16 protein-coding genes are annotated in these 14,629 nt (G+C 74.4%); 6 read left to right on the top strand and 10 right to left on the bottom strand.

Translation table 11 applies throughout. The annotated features are described in order from the left end of the window. Positions 1-21: 21 nt before the first annotated feature. Positions 22-1,080 (bottom strand): aldo/keto reductase, encoded by a 1,059-nt coding sequence (locus OG989_RS17780; protein ID WP_327027676.1) that lies wholly within the window; start codon positions 1,078-1,080, stop codon positions 22-24. A gap of 193 nt (positions 1,081-1,273) precedes the next feature. Beyond that, positions 1,274-1,786, bottom strand: coding sequence for an HIT family protein (locus OG989_RS17775; protein WP_199729380.1), 513 nt, complete (start codon positions 1,784-1,786; stop codon positions 1,274-1,276). A gap of 224 nt (positions 1,787-2,010) precedes the next feature. Here OG989_RS17775 and OG989_RS17770 point away from each other — a divergent pair, with 224 nt between their 5' ends. After that, positions 2,011-2,748 (top strand): D-Ala-D-Ala carboxypeptidase family metallohydrolase, encoded by a 738-nt coding sequence (locus tag OG989_RS17770; RefSeq protein ID WP_327027675.1) that lies wholly within the window; start codon positions 2,011-2,013, stop codon positions 2,746-2,748. 61 nt (positions 2,749-2,809) lie between these two features. Here the strand turns inward: OG989_RS17770 and thrS are convergent, their stop codons facing one another. Next, positions 2,810-4,810 carry a threonine--tRNA ligase gene (thrS, locus tag OG989_RS17765; protein WP_151457403.1) on the bottom strand — a complete coding sequence of 667 codons (2,001 nt, stop codon included), beginning with the start codon at positions 4,808-4,810 and terminating at the stop codon, positions 2,810-2,812. Positions 4,811-5,075: 265 nt separating this feature from the next. Here thrS and OG989_RS17760 point away from each other — a divergent pair, with 265 nt between their 5' ends. Then, positions 5,076-5,966 carry a YcnI family protein gene (locus OG989_RS17760; protein WP_327027674.1) on the top strand — a complete coding sequence of 297 codons (891 nt, stop codon included), beginning with the start codon at positions 5,076-5,078 and terminating at the stop codon, positions 5,964-5,966. 106 nt (positions 5,967-6,072) lie between these two features. Here OG989_RS17760 and OG989_RS17755 read toward each other — a convergent pair whose 3' ends face one another. After that, positions 6,073-6,993 (bottom strand): ADP-ribosylglycohydrolase family protein, encoded by a 921-nt coding sequence (locus OG989_RS17755; RefSeq protein ID WP_132240809.1) that lies wholly within the window; start codon positions 6,991-6,993, stop codon positions 6,073-6,075. Positions 6,994-7,067: 74 nt separating this feature from the next. On the opposite strand from OG989_RS17755, the gene OG989_RS17750 reads away from it, so the two are divergent. Beyond that, on the top strand, positions 7,068-7,757 hold the full coding sequence (locus OG989_RS17750) for a response regulator transcription factor (RefSeq protein ID WP_089001050.1): 690 nt from the start codon (positions 7,068-7,070) through the stop codon (positions 7,755-7,757). Between the two features lie 29 nt (positions 7,758-7,786). Further along, positions 7,787-9,175: a HAMP domain-containing sensor histidine kinase gene (locus OG989_RS17745; RefSeq protein WP_192581553.1), complete on the top strand. Its 1,389-nt coding sequence runs from the start codon at positions 7,787-7,789 to the stop codon at positions 9,173-9,175. 239 nt (positions 9,176-9,414) lie between these two features. Here the strand turns inward: OG989_RS17745 and OG989_RS17740 are convergent, their stop codons facing one another. Both OG989_RS17740 and OG989_RS17735 read right to left on the bottom strand, forming a co-directional pair. After that, positions 9,415-10,440 carry an adenosine deaminase gene (locus tag OG989_RS17740; RefSeq protein WP_327027673.1) on the bottom strand — a complete coding sequence of 342 codons (1,026 nt, stop codon included), beginning with the start codon at positions 10,438-10,440 and terminating at the stop codon, positions 9,415-9,417. After that, positions 10,437-11,243 (bottom strand): trans-aconitate 2-methyltransferase, encoded by an 807-nt coding sequence (locus OG989_RS17735; RefSeq protein WP_327027671.1) that lies wholly within the window; start codon positions 11,241-11,243, stop codon positions 10,437-10,439. The genes OG989_RS17740 and OG989_RS17735 overlap by 4 nt, the downstream gene beginning before the upstream one ends. 85 nt (positions 11,244-11,328) lie before the next feature. Between OG989_RS17735 and OG989_RS17730 the strand changes: the two genes are divergently transcribed. Beyond that, complete coding sequence (locus OG989_RS17730; RefSeq protein WP_327027669.1) at positions 11,329-12,312, top strand: aldo/keto reductase; 984 nt, start codon at positions 11,329-11,331, stop codon at positions 12,310-12,312. 40 nt (positions 12,313-12,352) lie between these two features. Continuing rightward, the gene (locus OG989_RS17725) at positions 12,353-12,547 is read left to right on the top strand and encodes a hypothetical protein (RefSeq protein WP_151456903.1); all 195 of its coding nucleotides are present in this window, start codon (positions 12,353-12,355) and stop codon (positions 12,545-12,547) included. A gap of 211 nt (positions 12,548-12,758) precedes the next feature. On the opposite strand, the gene OG989_RS17720 is transcribed toward OG989_RS17725, so the two are convergent. From OG989_RS17720 to OG989_RS17705, 4 genes are all read right to left on the bottom strand, one after another. Then, complete coding sequence (locus tag OG989_RS17720) at positions 12,759-12,962, bottom strand: cold-shock protein (RefSeq protein ID WP_007075740.1); 204 nt, start codon at positions 12,960-12,962, stop codon at positions 12,759-12,761. A 292-nt stretch (positions 12,963-13,254) separates the two neighbouring features. Beyond that, positions 13,255-13,527 carry a DUF4235 domain-containing protein gene (locus OG989_RS17715; protein ID WP_121395419.1) on the bottom strand — a complete coding sequence of 91 codons (273 nt, stop codon included), beginning with the start codon at positions 13,525-13,527 and terminating at the stop codon, positions 13,255-13,257. Beyond that, entirely contained in the window at positions 13,524-13,874 is a 351-nt protein-coding gene (locus tag OG989_RS17710; RefSeq protein WP_151456904.1) for a DUF3618 domain-containing protein, read from the bottom strand. Before OG989_RS17710 ends, OG989_RS17715 begins: the two co-directional genes overlap by 4 nt. Next, positions 13,871-14,305: a phage holin family protein gene (locus tag OG989_RS17705; protein WP_151456905.1), complete on the bottom strand. Its 435-nt coding sequence runs from the start codon at positions 14,303-14,305 to the stop codon at positions 13,871-13,873. The genes OG989_RS17710 and OG989_RS17705 overlap by 4 nt, the downstream gene beginning before the upstream one ends. Between the last annotated feature and the right edge of the window lie 324 nt (positions 14,306-14,629).

The raw sequence follows: 14,629 nt of genomic DNA, 5'->3' as shown, positions 1-14,629 counted from the left end.
CCGGCCCCGGGCGGGACCGGGTCAGGGGCGGGCGGTGGGGAGACCCGGGGTCGGCCGGTGGGGGCGGTCCGCGTCGCGCAGGGCGGCCGAGCGCAGCGCGGCCAGTTGGCGCTCCACCTCGGCGAACTGGTCGGCCGGCAGCGGACCCCGGCGCAGGGCTCCGGCGTTCTCCTCCACCTGGCCCACCGTGCGGCAGCCGGGGATCGGGACGGTGCGGTCGCTGCGCGCCCAGAGCCACCCGAGCGCGCCCTGGGCGAGGGTACGCCCGTCAGCGGTCAACGCCGCCCGCACGGCGGTGACGCGGCGCAGCCACTCCGGCGCCGGCCGGCCGCCCCGGAACCACTCCAGCCAACCGGGGGCGACCCCGCGTACGTCGTCGCGGGGCAGCGTGGAGCCGGCCGTGTACTTGCCGGAGAGCAGGCCCATGCCCAGCGGTCCCCGGTTGACGCTGGCGAGGTCGTACTTGTCGCAGACGGCGAGCAGTTCGGGGGCGTCCCGGAGCACCGACAGCGTGTGCTGCACGGCGGTGGCGTGCCGGGCGTCGCGCCCGAACGCGGCGGCCCGGTCGGGGCGGTCGGTGCTCCAGCCGTACGCCCGGATCAGCCCTTCGGCGACCAGGTCCTCCAGGGTGCCGACGAGCGCCTCGGCCCGCGGCACCGGCAGGTCCGCCAGGTGCAGCTGGTAGAGGTCGATCCGGTCGGTGCCCAACCGGCGCAGCGAGTGTGCGACGGCCCGCCGCAGGTACGCCGGGGAGGGGTCCTCGCCGGTGGCCTGGCGGGTGGCCTCGTCGAAGGTCCAGCCCCACTTGGTGGCGATCACGGCCTCGTCGCGCCGGCCGGCGAGGGCCCGGCCGAGCACCCGCTCGCCGTGCCCGGCCCCGTAGGTGTCGGCGGTGTCGAAGAGCGTCACGCCGAGGTCGAGCGCGTGCCGGATCGCGCGGACCGACTCGTCGTCGTCGACGGCGCCCCAGCCCAGCGGCTGGCTGCCCTCGGCCCAGGGGCCGCCGATCGCCCAGCACCCCATGCCGAGGGCGCTGACCTCGATGCCGCTGCGGCCCAACGTCCGCGTCGTCACTGCCATCGCCAGATCGTGCCACCTCGCGCCCGGCCGGGGGCGGGAAGTTTGCCGACGACACGACCGCCCGCCGCCGCCGACCGGCCCGGACTCTTCCCGGGGGGTGTCGATCGGTGCGGGAGCGAGGCTGGCGGGCGGGGAGGGGCCCGCAGGCGGAGCCGCGCACCGTCACGGACCGCCGGGAAGAGCGAGGGTCGGTCTAGGTCGGCCAGGCCCGGGTGAACAGGTCGCGGGTGTCGGTGAGCAGTTGCGGCAGGACCTTCGTCTGCCCGATCACGGGCATGAAGTTGGCGTCGCCGCCCCAGCGGGGCACCACGTGCTGGTGCAGGTGCGCGGCGATGCCCGCGCCGGCCACGCCGCCCTGGTTCATGCCCAGGTTGAACCCGTGCGCGTTGCTCACCTTGCGTACCACCCGCATGGCGGTCTGGGTGAACGCCGCCAGTTCGGTGGTCTCGGCCAGGTCCAGCTCGGTGTAGTCGGCCACGTGCCGGTAGGGGCAGACCAGCAGGTGCCCGGGGTTGTAGGGATAGAGGTTGAGCACCGCGAACACGTGCTCGCCCCGGGCCACCACCAGGCTCTCCTCGGGCGCCAGTCCCGGGGCCCGGCAGAACGGGCAGCCGGCGGGCCGCTCGTAGCCGCCCTCGGGCCGGTCCTCCCCGGAGATGTAGGTCATCCGGTGCGGAGTCCAGAGCCGCTCCAGGCCGTCGGCCATGCCGCTGTCCATGTGCCGTTCCACCCCAGTCACGCCACCGATCCTACGTTCCCGGCGACGGTCGCTCCGGACGCCGTACGCCGGTCCGCGCCCGACCCCGACGCCCCCCTGGGGCCCGGATCGCGTTCAGGGGGACGGATAGGGGGTGAAGGTTCTTGACGAACTGATGAACGTGAATGAAGAATCCATCCACACACATCATCCCCTGTCGATGGGAGCCCATCGTGAGAACCGCATTCCGCCGCTTTGGCCGGGCGCTCGCCGCCTGCGCGCTCGCCGCCTCCACCGCCCTCGTGGGCGTGGTGGCGACCAGCAGCCCCGCGCAGGCGGACGGCTGCTACACCTGGGGACGCACCCTGGCGCAGGGGGCGTCCGGCGAGGACGTCCGGCAGCTGCAGATCCGGCTCGCCGGCTACCCCGGCTACAACGCGGTGCTCGGCCTCGACGGGGCGTTCGGCCCGGCCACCCGGTCCGCCGTGATCCGCTTCCAGCAGGCGTACGGCCTGAGCGCCGACGGCGTCGCCGGCCCGCAGACCTTCAACACGCTCTACGCGTTGCAGGACGACGACTGCACCCCGGTCAACTTCACCTACGCGGAGCTGAACCGGTGCAACAGCACCTGGTCCGGTGGCGCGGTCGCCGCGAGCACCGCCCGGTTCAACGCGCTGGTGTCGATGTGGAAGCTCCAGGCCATGCGGAAGGCCCTCGGCAGCGTGTCGATCAACATCAGCAGCGGCTTCCGCAGCTACTCGTGCAACAGCGCGGTCGGCGGCGCCTCCAACAGCCGGCACCTCTACGGCGACGGCGTCGACCTGGTCGGGTCGCCCTCGTTCTGCCGGCTCGCCCAGCAGGCCCGCTACCACGGCTTCGGCAACATCCTCGGCCCCGGCTACCCGGGTCACAACGACCACACCCACGTCGGGGCGGTCGGCGGCTGGTCCGCGCCGAGCTGCGGCATCTGACACCTGCCGGCCTCATCACGAAGGCCCCCCGCGGCGCGGGGGGCCTTCGGTGCGTCGCGGGTCAGGCGGCGGACGGGCCGACGTTGGTCCGGGAGCCGACCACGTCGAGCACGTGGGCCACGGCGTCGGCGACCGGCACCCCGTTGCGCTGCGAGCCGTCCCGGTAGCGGAACGAGACGGTGCCGGCGGCCACGTCGTCGTCGCCGGCGATCACCATGAACGGGACCTTCTGCTGCTGGGCGGTGCGGATCTTCTTCTGCATCCGGTCGTCGCCCGCGTCGACCTGGGCGCGGACGCCCTCGGCGCGCAGCGCGGCGACGAAGCCGTGCAGGTAGTCGGTGTGGTCCTCGCGGATCGGGATGCCGACCACCTGCACCGGGGCCAGCCACGCCGGGAACGCGCCCGCGTAGTGCTCGGTGAGCACCCCGAAGAAGCGCTCGATCGAGCCGAAGAGCGCCCGGTGGATCATCACCGGCCGCTGCCGGGTGCCGTCGGCGGCCTGGTACTCCAGGCCGAAGCGCTCCGGCAGGTTGAAGTCGACCTGGATGGTGGACATCTGCCAGGTCCGGCCGATGGCGTCCTTGGCCTGCACCGAGATCTTCGGGCCGTAGAAGGCCGCGCCACCCGGGTCGGGCACCAGGTCCAGCCCGGACTCCTCGGCGGCGGAGCGCAGGGCCTCGGTGGCCCGCTCCCAGTTCTCGTCGGTGCCGACCGACTTCTCCGGGTTGCGGGTGGACAGCTCCAGGTAGAAGTCGTCCAGGCCGTAGTCACGCAGCAGTTCGAGCACGAAGACGAGCAGCGACTTCAGCTCGCCCGCCATCTGCTCCTCGGTGCAGAAGATGTGCGCGTCGTCCTGGGTCATGCCGCGCACCCGGGTCAGGCCGTGCACCACGCCGGACTTCTCGTAGCGGTAGACCGTGCCGAACTCGAACATCCGCAGCGGCAGCTCGCGGTAGGACCGCCCCCGGGACCGGAAGATCAGGTCGTGCATCGGGCAGTTCATCGGCTTGAGGTAGTAGCTCGCGCCCTCGACCTCCATGGGCGGGAACATGCCGTCGGCATACCAGTCCAGGTGCCCGGAGACCTCGTACAGGTGGCCCTTGGTGATGTGCGGGGTGTTGACGAAGGCGTAGCCGGCCTGCTCGTGCTTGATGCGCGAGTAGTTCTCCATCTCCCGGCGGATGATGCCGCCCTTGGGGTGGAAGACCGCCAGGCCCGAACCCAGCTCGTCGGGGAAGCTGAACAGGTCCAGGTCCACGCCGAGCTTGCGGTGGTCGCGTCGCGCGGCCTCCTCCAGCAGCTTCAGGTACGCCTTCAGCTCGTCCCGGGTCGGCCAGGCGGTGCCGTAGACCCGCTGGAGCTGCGGGTTCTTCTCCGACCCGCGCCAGTACGCGGCGGCCGAGCGCATCAGCTTGAACGCGCCGATCAGCCGGGTGTTCGGCAGGTGCGGGCCCCGGCACAGGTCCGACCAGCAGACCTTGTCCTCCTTGGCGGCGAGGTTGTCGTAGATGGTCAGCTCGCCGCCGCCCACCTCCATCACCTCGGAGGTGTCCAGCCCTTCGCCCTTGACGTCGATGAGCTCCAGCTTGAACGGCTCGGCGGCCAGCTCGGCCTTCGCCTCGTCGAGGCTGCCGAAGCGCCGGCGGCGGAACCGCTGGCCGGACTTGACGATCTCCTGCATCCGCTTCTCGAGCTTGCCGAGGTCGTCCGGCTGGAACGGCTTGTCGACGGCGAAGTCGTAGTAGAAGCCGTTCTCGATGGGCGGGCCGATGCCGAGCTTGGCCTCCGGGAAGACGTCCTGCACGGCCTGGGCGAGCACGTGCGCGCAGGAGTGCCGCAGCACGTCGAGCCCGTCGGGCGAGTCGAGGCTGACCGGCTCGACCTCGGTGTCGGCCTGCGGAGCCCAGTCCAGGTCGCGCAGCTGGCCCTGCGGGTCGCGGACCACCACGATCGCCTTCGGGCCGGACGCGGGCAGACCGGCCGCGGCCACCGCGTCGGCCGCCGTGGTCCCGGCGGCGACGACGACGGGGTCGGCCACGGCGGGGGTACGGGGTGCGGACACGGTGACTCCTCCAGCAGACGGCACGGATGACGCCGAACGTTCGGCTCCTGCGATGCTATCGGTCGCCCCCGCCGGCACGGTCGCCGACGCCACCGCCCCCGGGGTCCGTGGAACGGGCGCCGCCCCCCGGCACCCCGGGACGGGCCGGGCGTGCCGGGTCCGGCCGGCGTCCTGGGTCCTGCGTTGAACCTTTCCGTCCCCGCATCCGAACTACCGGATGTGGCCGGAACCGGTGCCGGCCCCGTGGAGACGGATGGGACCGACGATGGCGACGATGCACGGTGTGCGGCCCGAGCCCCGGCCCCGGCGCCGGGCCGCGACGGTGGCCGTCCTGGCGGCGGCCGGGGTGCTGACCTGGCCCGCCCCGGCATATGCGACCGACGTGACGACCAGCCCGACGCAGGCGCGACAGGGCGGTTCGGTGAAGCTGGAGTTCGTGGTGCCCGACGAACTGCCGGGCGCCCGGGCCGAGCGGATCGAGATCCGGCTGCCGGCCGACGCCCCGATCGCCGAGGTCTATCCGATGTCGGTGCCCGGCTGGGCGCCCCGGATCACCTCCCGCAGGCTCGACCAGCCGGTCGCCGGCATCCACTCGTCCCGGGTCGACGAGGTGACCAGCGCGGTGACCTGGGTCCGGATGCCCGGCACGGCTCCCGGCCCGGCCCGGCTCACCCTGTCCATGGGGCCGTTGCCGCAGACCGACCGGCTCACCTTCGAGGTGCTGCGCACGTACGCCGACGGCACGGTGGTGCGCTGGGCCGGGCCGACCGGGGCTCGCCGGGCGCCGACGCTCACCCTGCTGCCGGCGGCCCCCGGTGCGGCGGCCGGGCACGGCGGGCACGGCGCCGCCCCGGCGGCCGGCGGGGCTGGCGACGTCCCGGCCGCGGGGGCCCGGGCGGCCGGTGGGCCGGCGGCCGGCGACACCCCGGGCGACGGCGGGAACGCGGACGGGATGCTGGCCGCCGGGCTGCTCGCCGGCCTCGGCGGGGGCGCGGCGATCGGCTGGCTGGTCAGCCGCTGGCGCCGCCGCGAGCCGGCCGAGCCGGTCGACCTGTCGGTGCTGCGGGAGGACCCGACGAACCGAACCGAACCGGACGGGCCCGGACCGGCCGCCGCCGGGGCGGAGTCGCCGGGCAGGCCGGTCGCCGCCCGCTGAGCACGGCGCGCGGGACGGGCCAGGCGCAGCGGGACGGGCGTCAGGCGCAGCGGGACGGGCGTCAGGCGCAGCGGGACGGGCGTCAGGCCGTGGACCGGGGCGGCGGTCAGCCGGCCCAGTCCGGCAGGGGCTCGCGGGCGGCCAGCCAGTCGGTCGGCACCCCGCCCGGCGTGCCGACGCCGGTGTGCGCGGCCACCACCGCCCCGACGATGGCGGCGGTGGTGTCGACGTCCCCGCCGGCCTCGACGCACGCGCGGACCGCCGCGGGGTAGTCGTCCAGGTGCACGGCGGCCACCCAGCAGGTGAAGGCGACGGTGTCCTGGGCGGTGACCCGGGAGCCGTTGCCGAGCACGTCGGCGGCCTCGGCGACCGGGCGGTCGAGCAGGCCGGCGGCCCGGCGTACGCCCCGGTGCACCTCGGTGGCCGGGTCCAGCGCGGCGGTGACGCCGGCCAGCAGCCGCTCCGGGGCGGGCCGGTGGCCGTCGAGGCGGGCTCGGGCGGCCAGCGACGCGGCCACCGCCACCGCCACCGCGCCGGCGACGCCCTCCGGGTGCGCGTGGGTCACCTCCGCCGACGCCCGGGCCTGCGCCGCCGCCCGCGCGGTGGAGTCGGCGTACCACGCGCCCAGCGGGCCGACCCGCATCGCCGCGCCGTTGCCGCAGGAGCCCTGGCCGTCGAAGGCCGAGGCGGCCGCCACCGGCCACGGCGTGCCGGTGCGGATCAGCCGCAGGATGGTCACCGCGCCCGGCCCGTAGCCCCGGTAGGGCTCGCAGCGCTCGGCGAAGGCGGCGGCGAGCGCGTCCCGGTCGATCCGGCCCGTCTCGGCCAGGGCGGCAACCACCGAGCAGGCCATCTCGGTGTCGTCGGTCCACTGCCACGGCGGCGGGGGCAGCTTCCCGGCGGCCAGGTCGGCCGGGTGCCGGCCGGGAACGAAGAACTGTGAGCCGAGCGCGTCGCCGACCGACAGGCCGGCGAGCGAGTCCCGGGCGAGCGCGAGACGAGTGTCGGGAAAGAGCGTGAAGGACATCGTTGTACCAGCTTGCCCTGTTGCCTCATGCGCCGCAAACGCGATCAACTTGCCACCGCGGGTACGGTCTTGCTGTGGCCACCGTGCTCCTGGTCGAAGACGATCACGTCGTACGCGGCGCGATGCTGCGATCCCTCGCCGACCGGGGGCACGCCGTGCACGCCGTCGGCACGGCGCTGGACGCGCTGCGCCGGGTGGCGGCCGAGACCCCCGACCTCGTGGTGCTCGACCTCGGGCTGCCCGACCTCGACGGCTCGGACGCGCTGCGGATGCTGCGCGGCATCACCGACGTGCCGATCATCATCGCCACCGCCCGCGACGACGAGCAGTCCGTGGTGCGGCTGCTGCGCGCCGGGGCCGACGACTACATGGTCAAGCCGTTCACCGGCGCGCACCTCGACGCGCGGATCACCACCGTGCTGCGCCGGGCCGGGCGGGCCAGCCGGACGGTGCAGCCGGCCGTGCACAGCGTCGGCGGGCTACGGGTGGACGTCGGCGAACGCAGCGCCCACCTCGACGGCGAGCCGCTGGCGCTGACCCGCAAGGAATTCGACCTGCTGGCCTATCTCGCCGCGCGGCCGGGCCGGGTAGTGTCCCGCCGGGAACTTCTGGAGGAGGTATGGCGGCAGCCATCGGTCGGCGAGGACCAGACCATCGACGTTCACCTGTACTGGCTGCGCCGCAAAATGGGCGAGTCCGCGGCGAAGCCGCGCTACCTGCGCACCGTGCGGGGGGTCGGCTTCCGGCTGGTGGCGCCGGACTGAGGCCGTCGCTGGCCCTGCTCACGGCCGGCATGTGCGCCCTGGTGGCGCTCGCGTTCCTCGTCCCGCTCGCCCTCGGTCTCGCCGACCGGGCGCGCGAGGAGGCCATCGCGGACGCCGCCCGGCGCAGCGCGCTGGTGACCGGCGCGCTCGCCGTCAGCACCGACCCCGCCGTGGTGCAGCGCGTCGTGGCGGCCAGCGGCGACGACCCGGCCACCCGGCCGGTCGTACGCGGGCTCGGGGTGGACGAGTCGGCGGGCCGGGCCGACGCCGGGAGCCTCGAGCGCGCGCGGGCCGAGCGGCGTTCCGTGGTCGTCGACGTCGAGGGCGGCGTGCTCCGGCTGGACCCGGTCGTGCTCGGCGACACGACGGCCGTGGTCGAGGTCTTCGTGCCCGAGTCGGAGCTGACCGGCAACAGCCGGTGGCTGCTGCTGCTCGGGGTGGCCGCCGCCCTGGTGGGCGCGGCGGTGCTGGTGGTGGACCGGGTCGCCGCCCGCGCGGTCGACTCGGCCCGGGGCCTGGTCCGCGCGGCGCTCGCGATCGGCGACGGCGACCAGGGCGTACGCGTCGACCCGAGCGGCCCACGTGAGCTGGCCGAGGCCGGGCACGCCTTCAACCGGATGGCCGACCGGCTCGACGCCGCCCGCACCGACGAGCGGGAGCTGGTCGCCGACCTGTCACACCGGCTGCGCACCCCGCTGACGGTGCTGCGGCTCGACGCGGAGGCGCTGGAGTCCGACGACACCAGCGTGGGCTCGTTCAGCGAGGCGGAACTGGACCGGCGGCGCGGCATCCGCCGGATCCGGCAGGCGATCGTCACCCTCGAGGGCGAGATCGACGTGCTGATCAAGACCACCCGCAAGGCGGTCGCACACGAGGCCGGGCCGGCGATGTGCGACGTCAGCGAGGTGGTACGCGACCGGATGGTGTTCTGGGCCGCCCTGGCCGGCGACCAGAACCGGCCGCACCGGGTCAGCGGCGCCCAGCTGCGCATCCCGGCCCCGGTTCCCCGGGCCGAGCTGGCCGCCGCGCTGGACGCGGTGATCGGCAACGTCTTCCGGTACACCCCGCAGGGCACCGCGTTCGAGGTGGCGGTCTCGCGCCGCGACGGGTACGTGGCCATCCGGATCGACGACGCCGGGCCGGGGATCGCCAACCCGGACCGGGCGCTGCGCCGGGGCACCAGCGACCAGGGCTCGACCGGGCTGGGGCTGGACATCGCCAAGCGGGTGGCGTTGCAGGCGAACGGCTCGGTCAGCATCGACCGGGCCCGGCTGGGCGGGGCGAGCGTGGTGATGCTGCTCGCCGACCCGGAGGCGACGCCCCGGCAGGTCAGCCGGTTCGGCCTGGTCGGCCGGATGGCCCGGGAGCAGAAGACCGGCAGCCGCCGCTGGCCCCGCCAGCGGCCCACCGACGACTGAGCCGCGGCCCGGCCGGGCGGCCCCGGTCCGGCGGCCGGTTGTGGGGCGGCGCAAGTCTTCCTTAGATCGCGGTTAACCGTGGTGCCGGAGCGGGCCGGCGCTGACAGGATCGAATCCGAACCCATCAGTTCCACCGGTCAATGCCTCGGGGCACCCCACCGGCCGGTGGAGCCGGGCGCGCGGCGGGAGACTCGGTCCCCCCACACCTCCTCCCGCCGCGCGCCGCCCCCTCTGTGCGCTCAGCCGGTGGCGGCGGCCAGATGGGCGTCGATCTCGGCGGTGATCCGCCGCTTGCCGGCCGGGTCCAGGAACGAGGCGGTCACCGCGTCACGGGCCAGCGCCGCCAGCCCCTCCGGACCCACGTCGAGCAGCCGGGCCGCGACGGCGTACTCCTCGTCGAGGGTGGTGCCGAACATCGGCGGGTCGTCGGAGTTGATGGTGACCAGCAGGCCGGCCTCGACCAACTGCCGCAGCGGGTGCTCCTCGATGCTGGCGACCGCGCGGGTACGCACGTTGGACGTCGGGCAGACCTCCATGCCGATGCGGTGCTCGGCGAGATAGGCCAGCAGCTCCGGGTCCCGCGCGGCGGAGATGCCGTGCCCGATCCGCTCCGCGCCGAGGTCGCGCAGCGCGTCCCAGACCGTCTGCGGGCCGGTGGTCTCGCCGGCGTGCGGCACCGAGCGCAGCCCGGCCGCCCGGGCCCGGTCGAAGTACGGCTTGAACTGCGGCCGGGGCACCCCGATCTCGGGGCCGCCGAGGCCGAAGCTGATCAGCCCGTCCGGGCGCTCCTCCAGCGAGATGCGCAGCGTCTCCTCGGCCGCCGCCAGGCCGGCCTCGCCGGGGATGTCGAAGCACCAGCGCAGCTCGATGCCGAAGTCCGCCTCGGCCCGCTTGCGGGCGTCCTCGATCGCCTCGCAGAAGGCGGGCGCGGGGATCCCCCGGTGCACGTGCGAGTAGGGCGTGACGGTCAGCTCGGCGTAGCGGACCTGCTGGCGGGCCAGCTCGCGGGCGACCTCGTGGGTGAGCAGCCAGACGTCCTCGGGGTCGCGGATGAGGTCCACGACGCTCAGGTAGACCTCGATGAAGTGCGCGAAGTCGCGGAAGGCGAAGTAGTCGGCGAGCGCGGCCGGGTCGGCGGGCACGGGGCTGCGGCCCTCGTGGCGGGCGGCCAGCTCGGCGACGATCCGGGGCGAGGCGGAGCCGACGTGGTGCACGTGCAGCTCCACCTTGGGCAGTCCGGCGATGAAGGTTTGCAGGTCGATCACTGGTTCTCCTCTGCGCGGGCGCCGGTGCGGGCGACGAAGAAGACGCGGCGGAACGGGAAGTGCACCTGAGCGTGCCGCACCGGGTACGCCTCGGCGAGTCGTACGCCCAGCTCGGCCCGGAAGTCGGCCCAGCCGGCGGCGTCCAGGGCCGCGCGGACCGGCCGGAGCGCGGTCCCCTCCAGCCAGCTCAGCACGGGGTGGTCCGCGTCGACGCGGGCCGGCAGCAGGTGCACGTAGGTAGTCTCCCAGGCGTCCACCGCGCAGCCGGCAGCGGTCAGCAGCTCGGCGTAGCCGACGGCGGTGTCGTCGGCCGGGGGGCGGCGCAGCAGCGGTGCGACGTCGGCACGCCACGCCGGCCGGTCGGCGACCTCGCGCAGCGCCCGGTGCGAGGGGGCGTCGAAGTTGCCCGGCACCTGCACGGCCAGCCAGGCGCCGACGGGCAGTTCCCGGGCCCAGCGGGTGAGCAGGTCCCGGTGGCCGGGCACCCACTGGAGCACGGCGTTGCTGATGACGACGTCCACGTCGGGTTCCGGGTGCCAGTGCCGGACGTCGCCGACGGCGAAGGAGACCCCGGGGGCGACGGCAGCGGTGGCGGCGGCCTCCGCGATCATCTCCGGTGAGGAGTCGAGGCCGGCGACCCGGCTGTCCGGCCACCGCGCGGCGAGGGTGGCGGTCAGGTTGCCCGGGCCGCAGCCGAGGTCGACCACCGCGCGCGGGCGCTCGGCGGGGACCCGGGCGAGCAGGTCGTGGAAGGGCCGGGAGCGCTCGTCGCCGTAGCGCAGGTACGTCGTCGGATCCCACATCGCTGCCTCCCAAACCGTACGTCCGTCTTGCTTCACCGTACGGCCCGTCGCGCGACCGGACAAGCCGATCACTAGGCTCAGTCCCATGCAGCAGCGCACCTTCCCCCGGCTGGGGCGGCGCGTCGGGGTGATCGGGCTGGGCGCCTGGCAGCTCGGCGCGGACTGGGGCACGGTCAGCGAGGCCGACGCCACCGCCGTGCTGACCGCCGCCGTCGAGTCGGGGGTCACCTTCCTCGACACGGCGGACGTCTACGGCGACGGGCGCAGCGAGCAGCTCATCGGGCGGTTCCTGCGGAGCCGGCCCGACGCCACGCTGACGGTCGCCACCAAGATGGGCCGCCGCGTCGCGCAGACGCCCGAGGCGTACACCCTGGCGCACTTCCGCGAGTGGACCGACCGGTCCCGGCGCAACCTCGGCACGGACACCCTCGACCTGGTGCAGCTGCACTGCCCGCCCACCGCCGTCTTCGCCGACGACGCCGTCTTCGACGCGCTGGACACCCTGGTCGCCGAGGAACGCGTCGCCGGCTACGGGGTGAGCGTGGAGACCTGCGAGCAGGCGCTGACCGCCATCGCCCGGCCGGGGGTGGCCAGCGTCCAGATCATCCTCAACGCGCTGCGGCGCAAGCCCCTCGACCGGGTGCTCCCGGCCGCTGCCGCCGCCGGGGTCGGCGTCGTCGCCCGCGTCCCGCTGGCCAGCGGGCTGCTCTCCGGCCGGTACGACGAACACACCACCTTCGCCGCCGACGACCACCGCACCTACAACCGGCACGGCGAGGCGTTCGACGTGGGCGAGACCTTCTCCGGGGTCGACTTCGCGCTGGGCCTGGCCGCCGTGCGCCGGCTGGCGCCGCTGGCCGGCGACGGGCGCACGATGGCCCAGTTCGCGCTGCGCTGGGTCGTCGACCAGCCCGGCGTCACCGTGGTCATCCCCGGCGCCCGCGACGCCGCCCAGGCCCGGGGCAACGCCGCCGTGGCCAACCAGGCCCCGCTCTCCGGACGGGAGCTGGCGGCGATGGCGGAGGTCTACGACGAACTGGTCCGTCCGCGGGTGCACGACCGGTGGTGAGCCGGGCGGCCCGGACAGGGATCGACGGAGGGAAATCGCGATGAAGGGCTGGCTGCCGCTCACCCTCGGCCTGCTCGCCGTGGTCGGCGGTGCGGTGTGGACGGTGCAGGGCCTCGGCTACGTCGAGGGCAGCGTGATGACCGACCAGCGGATCTGGGCCGTACTGGGGCCCGTCGTCGTCCTGGCCGGGCTGGTCGCGCTCTGGTTCGGGCTGCACGCCCGCAAGCGACGCTGAGCGCCGTCCGCCGCTCGCCGCCGTCTCGGCTCCCCCTCCAGGTGGGCGGCCAGGTTGGCGAGCGACAGGCCGGGCGCGGACAGCTCGCGTACCGGCCGCGGTGGCGGGCCCGTGAACGCGGAAAGCCCCGCATCCCGGGCGGGATACGGGGCTTCGCTGTGCTCCGGGCGCCGGATCACAGCATTGGCCGGCGGCTGCCGACCGGCACTGCTCAGATGGGGCGGACCTGCTCGGCCTGCGGACCCTTCTGACCCTGGGCGATCTCGAACTCCACCCGCTGGTTCTCCTCCAGCGTGCGGTAGCCGCTGGTCTGGATGGCCGAGAAGTGGACGAACACGTCAGCACCCCCGCCGTCGACGGTGATGAAGCCGAAGCCCTTGTCTGCGTTGAACCACTTCACGGTTCCCTGCGCCATGTGTATCTCCTTCTAAAACTGGCGGCCGAGCACGCCGTGCGGCCGATTGGCCGTTTTCGAGCAGCGGTGCCTGAGGCGGCCCCCACGAAGGAGACTTCGCTCAACCCACGCCATCTCTCAACAGCGTGGAACAGCAAACCACGTAGCGAAAACTCTGCACAGAGTACCGGACGAAATTCTTCGACATGTGACCTGACGGGTGCCGAAGATCCGCTGGGTGGGCCCTTGCACCCGCGCGAAAAGACCCCCGCACCAGCGCGCCGGTACGGGGGTCCTTTTCGTCGTTGTCGGGTCAGTCCGGCCAGCTTCCGGTGAACCGGCGTACGCCCACCGCGCCACCCCGGTCGACGGCGGCCCGGACGACCGCGAAGATCGCTCCCTGCAACGCCGCCGCCGCCAGGATCTCGCCCCAGCCGCGGTCCTCGTCGGTGGCGCTGGGCGCCTCGCCGTCGCCCGCCGTCATCTTCCACACCTGCCGGAAGATCGCGCCCGCGACCGTACCGGCGGCGATGCCCATCAATACGCCGACCGGCTTGTACGCGGCCTTTCCGATACCCCTGCTCACCGCTGCCTCCCCCGTACGATCACCAACACGATCAAGGCCGCCACCGCGCCCGCCGCGAGGGCGACGAACGGCGTCGGGTTACGCCGTACGACGGCACCCTTCTCCTGCGCCTGCTCCCGCGCGAGCTGCGCCTTCTGCGCCGCCTGCCCGCGCACCCGGGCCACGGTCTGCGCCGTCTGGTCCCGCATCCGCTCCTTCGCCTGGTCGGCGGAGGACCTCAGCCGCGCCTTGACGTCGGCCTTGGCCGCCAACGCCTCCATCGTCTCCCCCAGCTCGACCCGGGTCCGCCGGATCTCCTCCCGCAGCGCCTCGGTGTCGCCGGTGCCCCGGCCGTTGCCCGTCGTCATGCCCGTCCCCTGTCCTTCACGGCGGCGGCGACCGTGTCCACGTCCGCCCGGACGCTACGGACCGCGGCCTGCGGCACCGGCGGGACCGCCTGGCTGACCTGCTTCTTGCCCACCAGGGCCAGGACCCCGGCCATCGCGAAGAGCACCACCGCGACGATCAGGGCCGCCGCCCAGGCCGGAAGCACCAGGTCGAGCAGCAGGATCGCGGTGGCGACCAGGGCACCCAGGCCGTAGAGCGCCAGCGCCCCGCCGCCGCCGAAGAGACCGATGCCGATACCGGCGTGCTTGCCCTTCTGGGTCAGCTCCGCCCGGGCCAGGGCCAGTTCGTCCCGGACCAGGCGGGAGACCTGCTCCGTGGCCCGCTGCACCAGCTCGGCGGTGGACGGCTCGCTCCCGGTACGGGATGTGCGGGCGTTCGCCACGTCAGCCATGCTGTCCTCCTTTCATCATCACCGCGCTGTATGCCCGGAGTCGCCGCCCGTCAATCCTTCGCTCGGCAGCCGTTGAGCCCGGACCGCCGCGTCCCCGAGCCGCCGCCCGGCGCGGAAGAAGGTGCAGAAGCGTCGCGCAGCAGGTCCCCGCCAAACGCCCGGTCAAACTTCCCGAGCCAGCGCACTCCGCCCGGCCGCCCCACGAGGCACAACCCCGCCCACACCTCCAACGCCCCGGCCCCCCACAGGTCACGACCCACCCACCCTGGCCCCGTGCCCCGCCCTACCCCGTGGCCCCCGCCCCGCCCACCGCTGGGGTCGATC

This window comes from Micromonospora sp. NBC_01740 (genome assembly GCF_035920365.1).
Lineage (GTDB): Bacteria > Actinomycetota > Actinomycetes > Mycobacteriales > Micromonosporaceae > Micromonospora > Micromonospora reichwaldensis.
The sequence above is the reverse complement of the archived record's forward strand: the minus strand, read 5'-3'. Positions and strand labels throughout refer to the sequence as shown.

Excerpts from the sequence above, each read along its gene's own strand:
- OG989_RS17725 (WP_151456903.1), top strand. The coding sequence starts at position 12,353 with ATGAAGGGCTGGCTGCCGCTCACCCTCGGCCTGCTCGCCGTGGTCGGC.
- OG989_RS17710 (WP_151456904.1), bottom strand. The coding sequence starts at position 13,874 with ATGACGACGGGCAACGGCCGGGGCACCGGCGACACCGAGGCGCTGCGG.
- OG989_RS17760 (WP_327027674.1), top strand. The coding sequence starts at position 5,076 with ATGGCGACGATGCACGGTGTGCGGCCCGAGCCCCGGCCCCGGCGCCGG.
- OG989_RS17775 (WP_199729380.1), bottom strand. The coding sequence starts at position 1,786 with ATGGCCGACGGCCTGGAGCGGCTCTGGACTCCGCACCGGATGACCTAC.
- OG989_RS17705 (WP_151456905.1), bottom strand. The coding sequence starts at position 14,305 with ATGGCTGACGTGGCGAACGCCCGCACATCCCGTACCGGGAGCGAGCCG.
- OG989_RS17720 (WP_007075740.1), bottom strand. The coding sequence starts at position 12,962 with ATGGCGCAGGGAACCGTGAAGTGGTTCAACGCAGACAAGGGCTTCGGC.
- OG989_RS17730 (WP_327027669.1), top strand. The coding sequence starts at position 11,329 with ATGCAGCAGCGCACCTTCCCCCGGCTGGGGCGGCGCGTCGGGGTGATC.
- OG989_RS17735 (WP_327027671.1), bottom strand. The coding sequence starts at position 11,243 with ATGTGGGATCCGACGACGTACCTGCGCTACGGCGACGAGCGCTCCCGG.
- OG989_RS17745 (WP_192581553.1), top strand. The coding sequence starts at position 7,787 with ATGTGCGCCCTGGTGGCGCTCGCGTTCCTCGTCCCGCTCGCCCTCGGT.
- OG989_RS17780 (WP_327027676.1), bottom strand. The coding sequence starts at position 1,080 with ATGGCAGTGACGACGCGGACGTTGGGCCGCAGCGGCATCGAGGTCAGC.
- OG989_RS17755 (WP_132240809.1), bottom strand. The coding sequence starts at position 6,993 with ATGTCCTTCACGCTCTTTCCCGACACTCGTCTCGCGCTCGCCCGGGAC.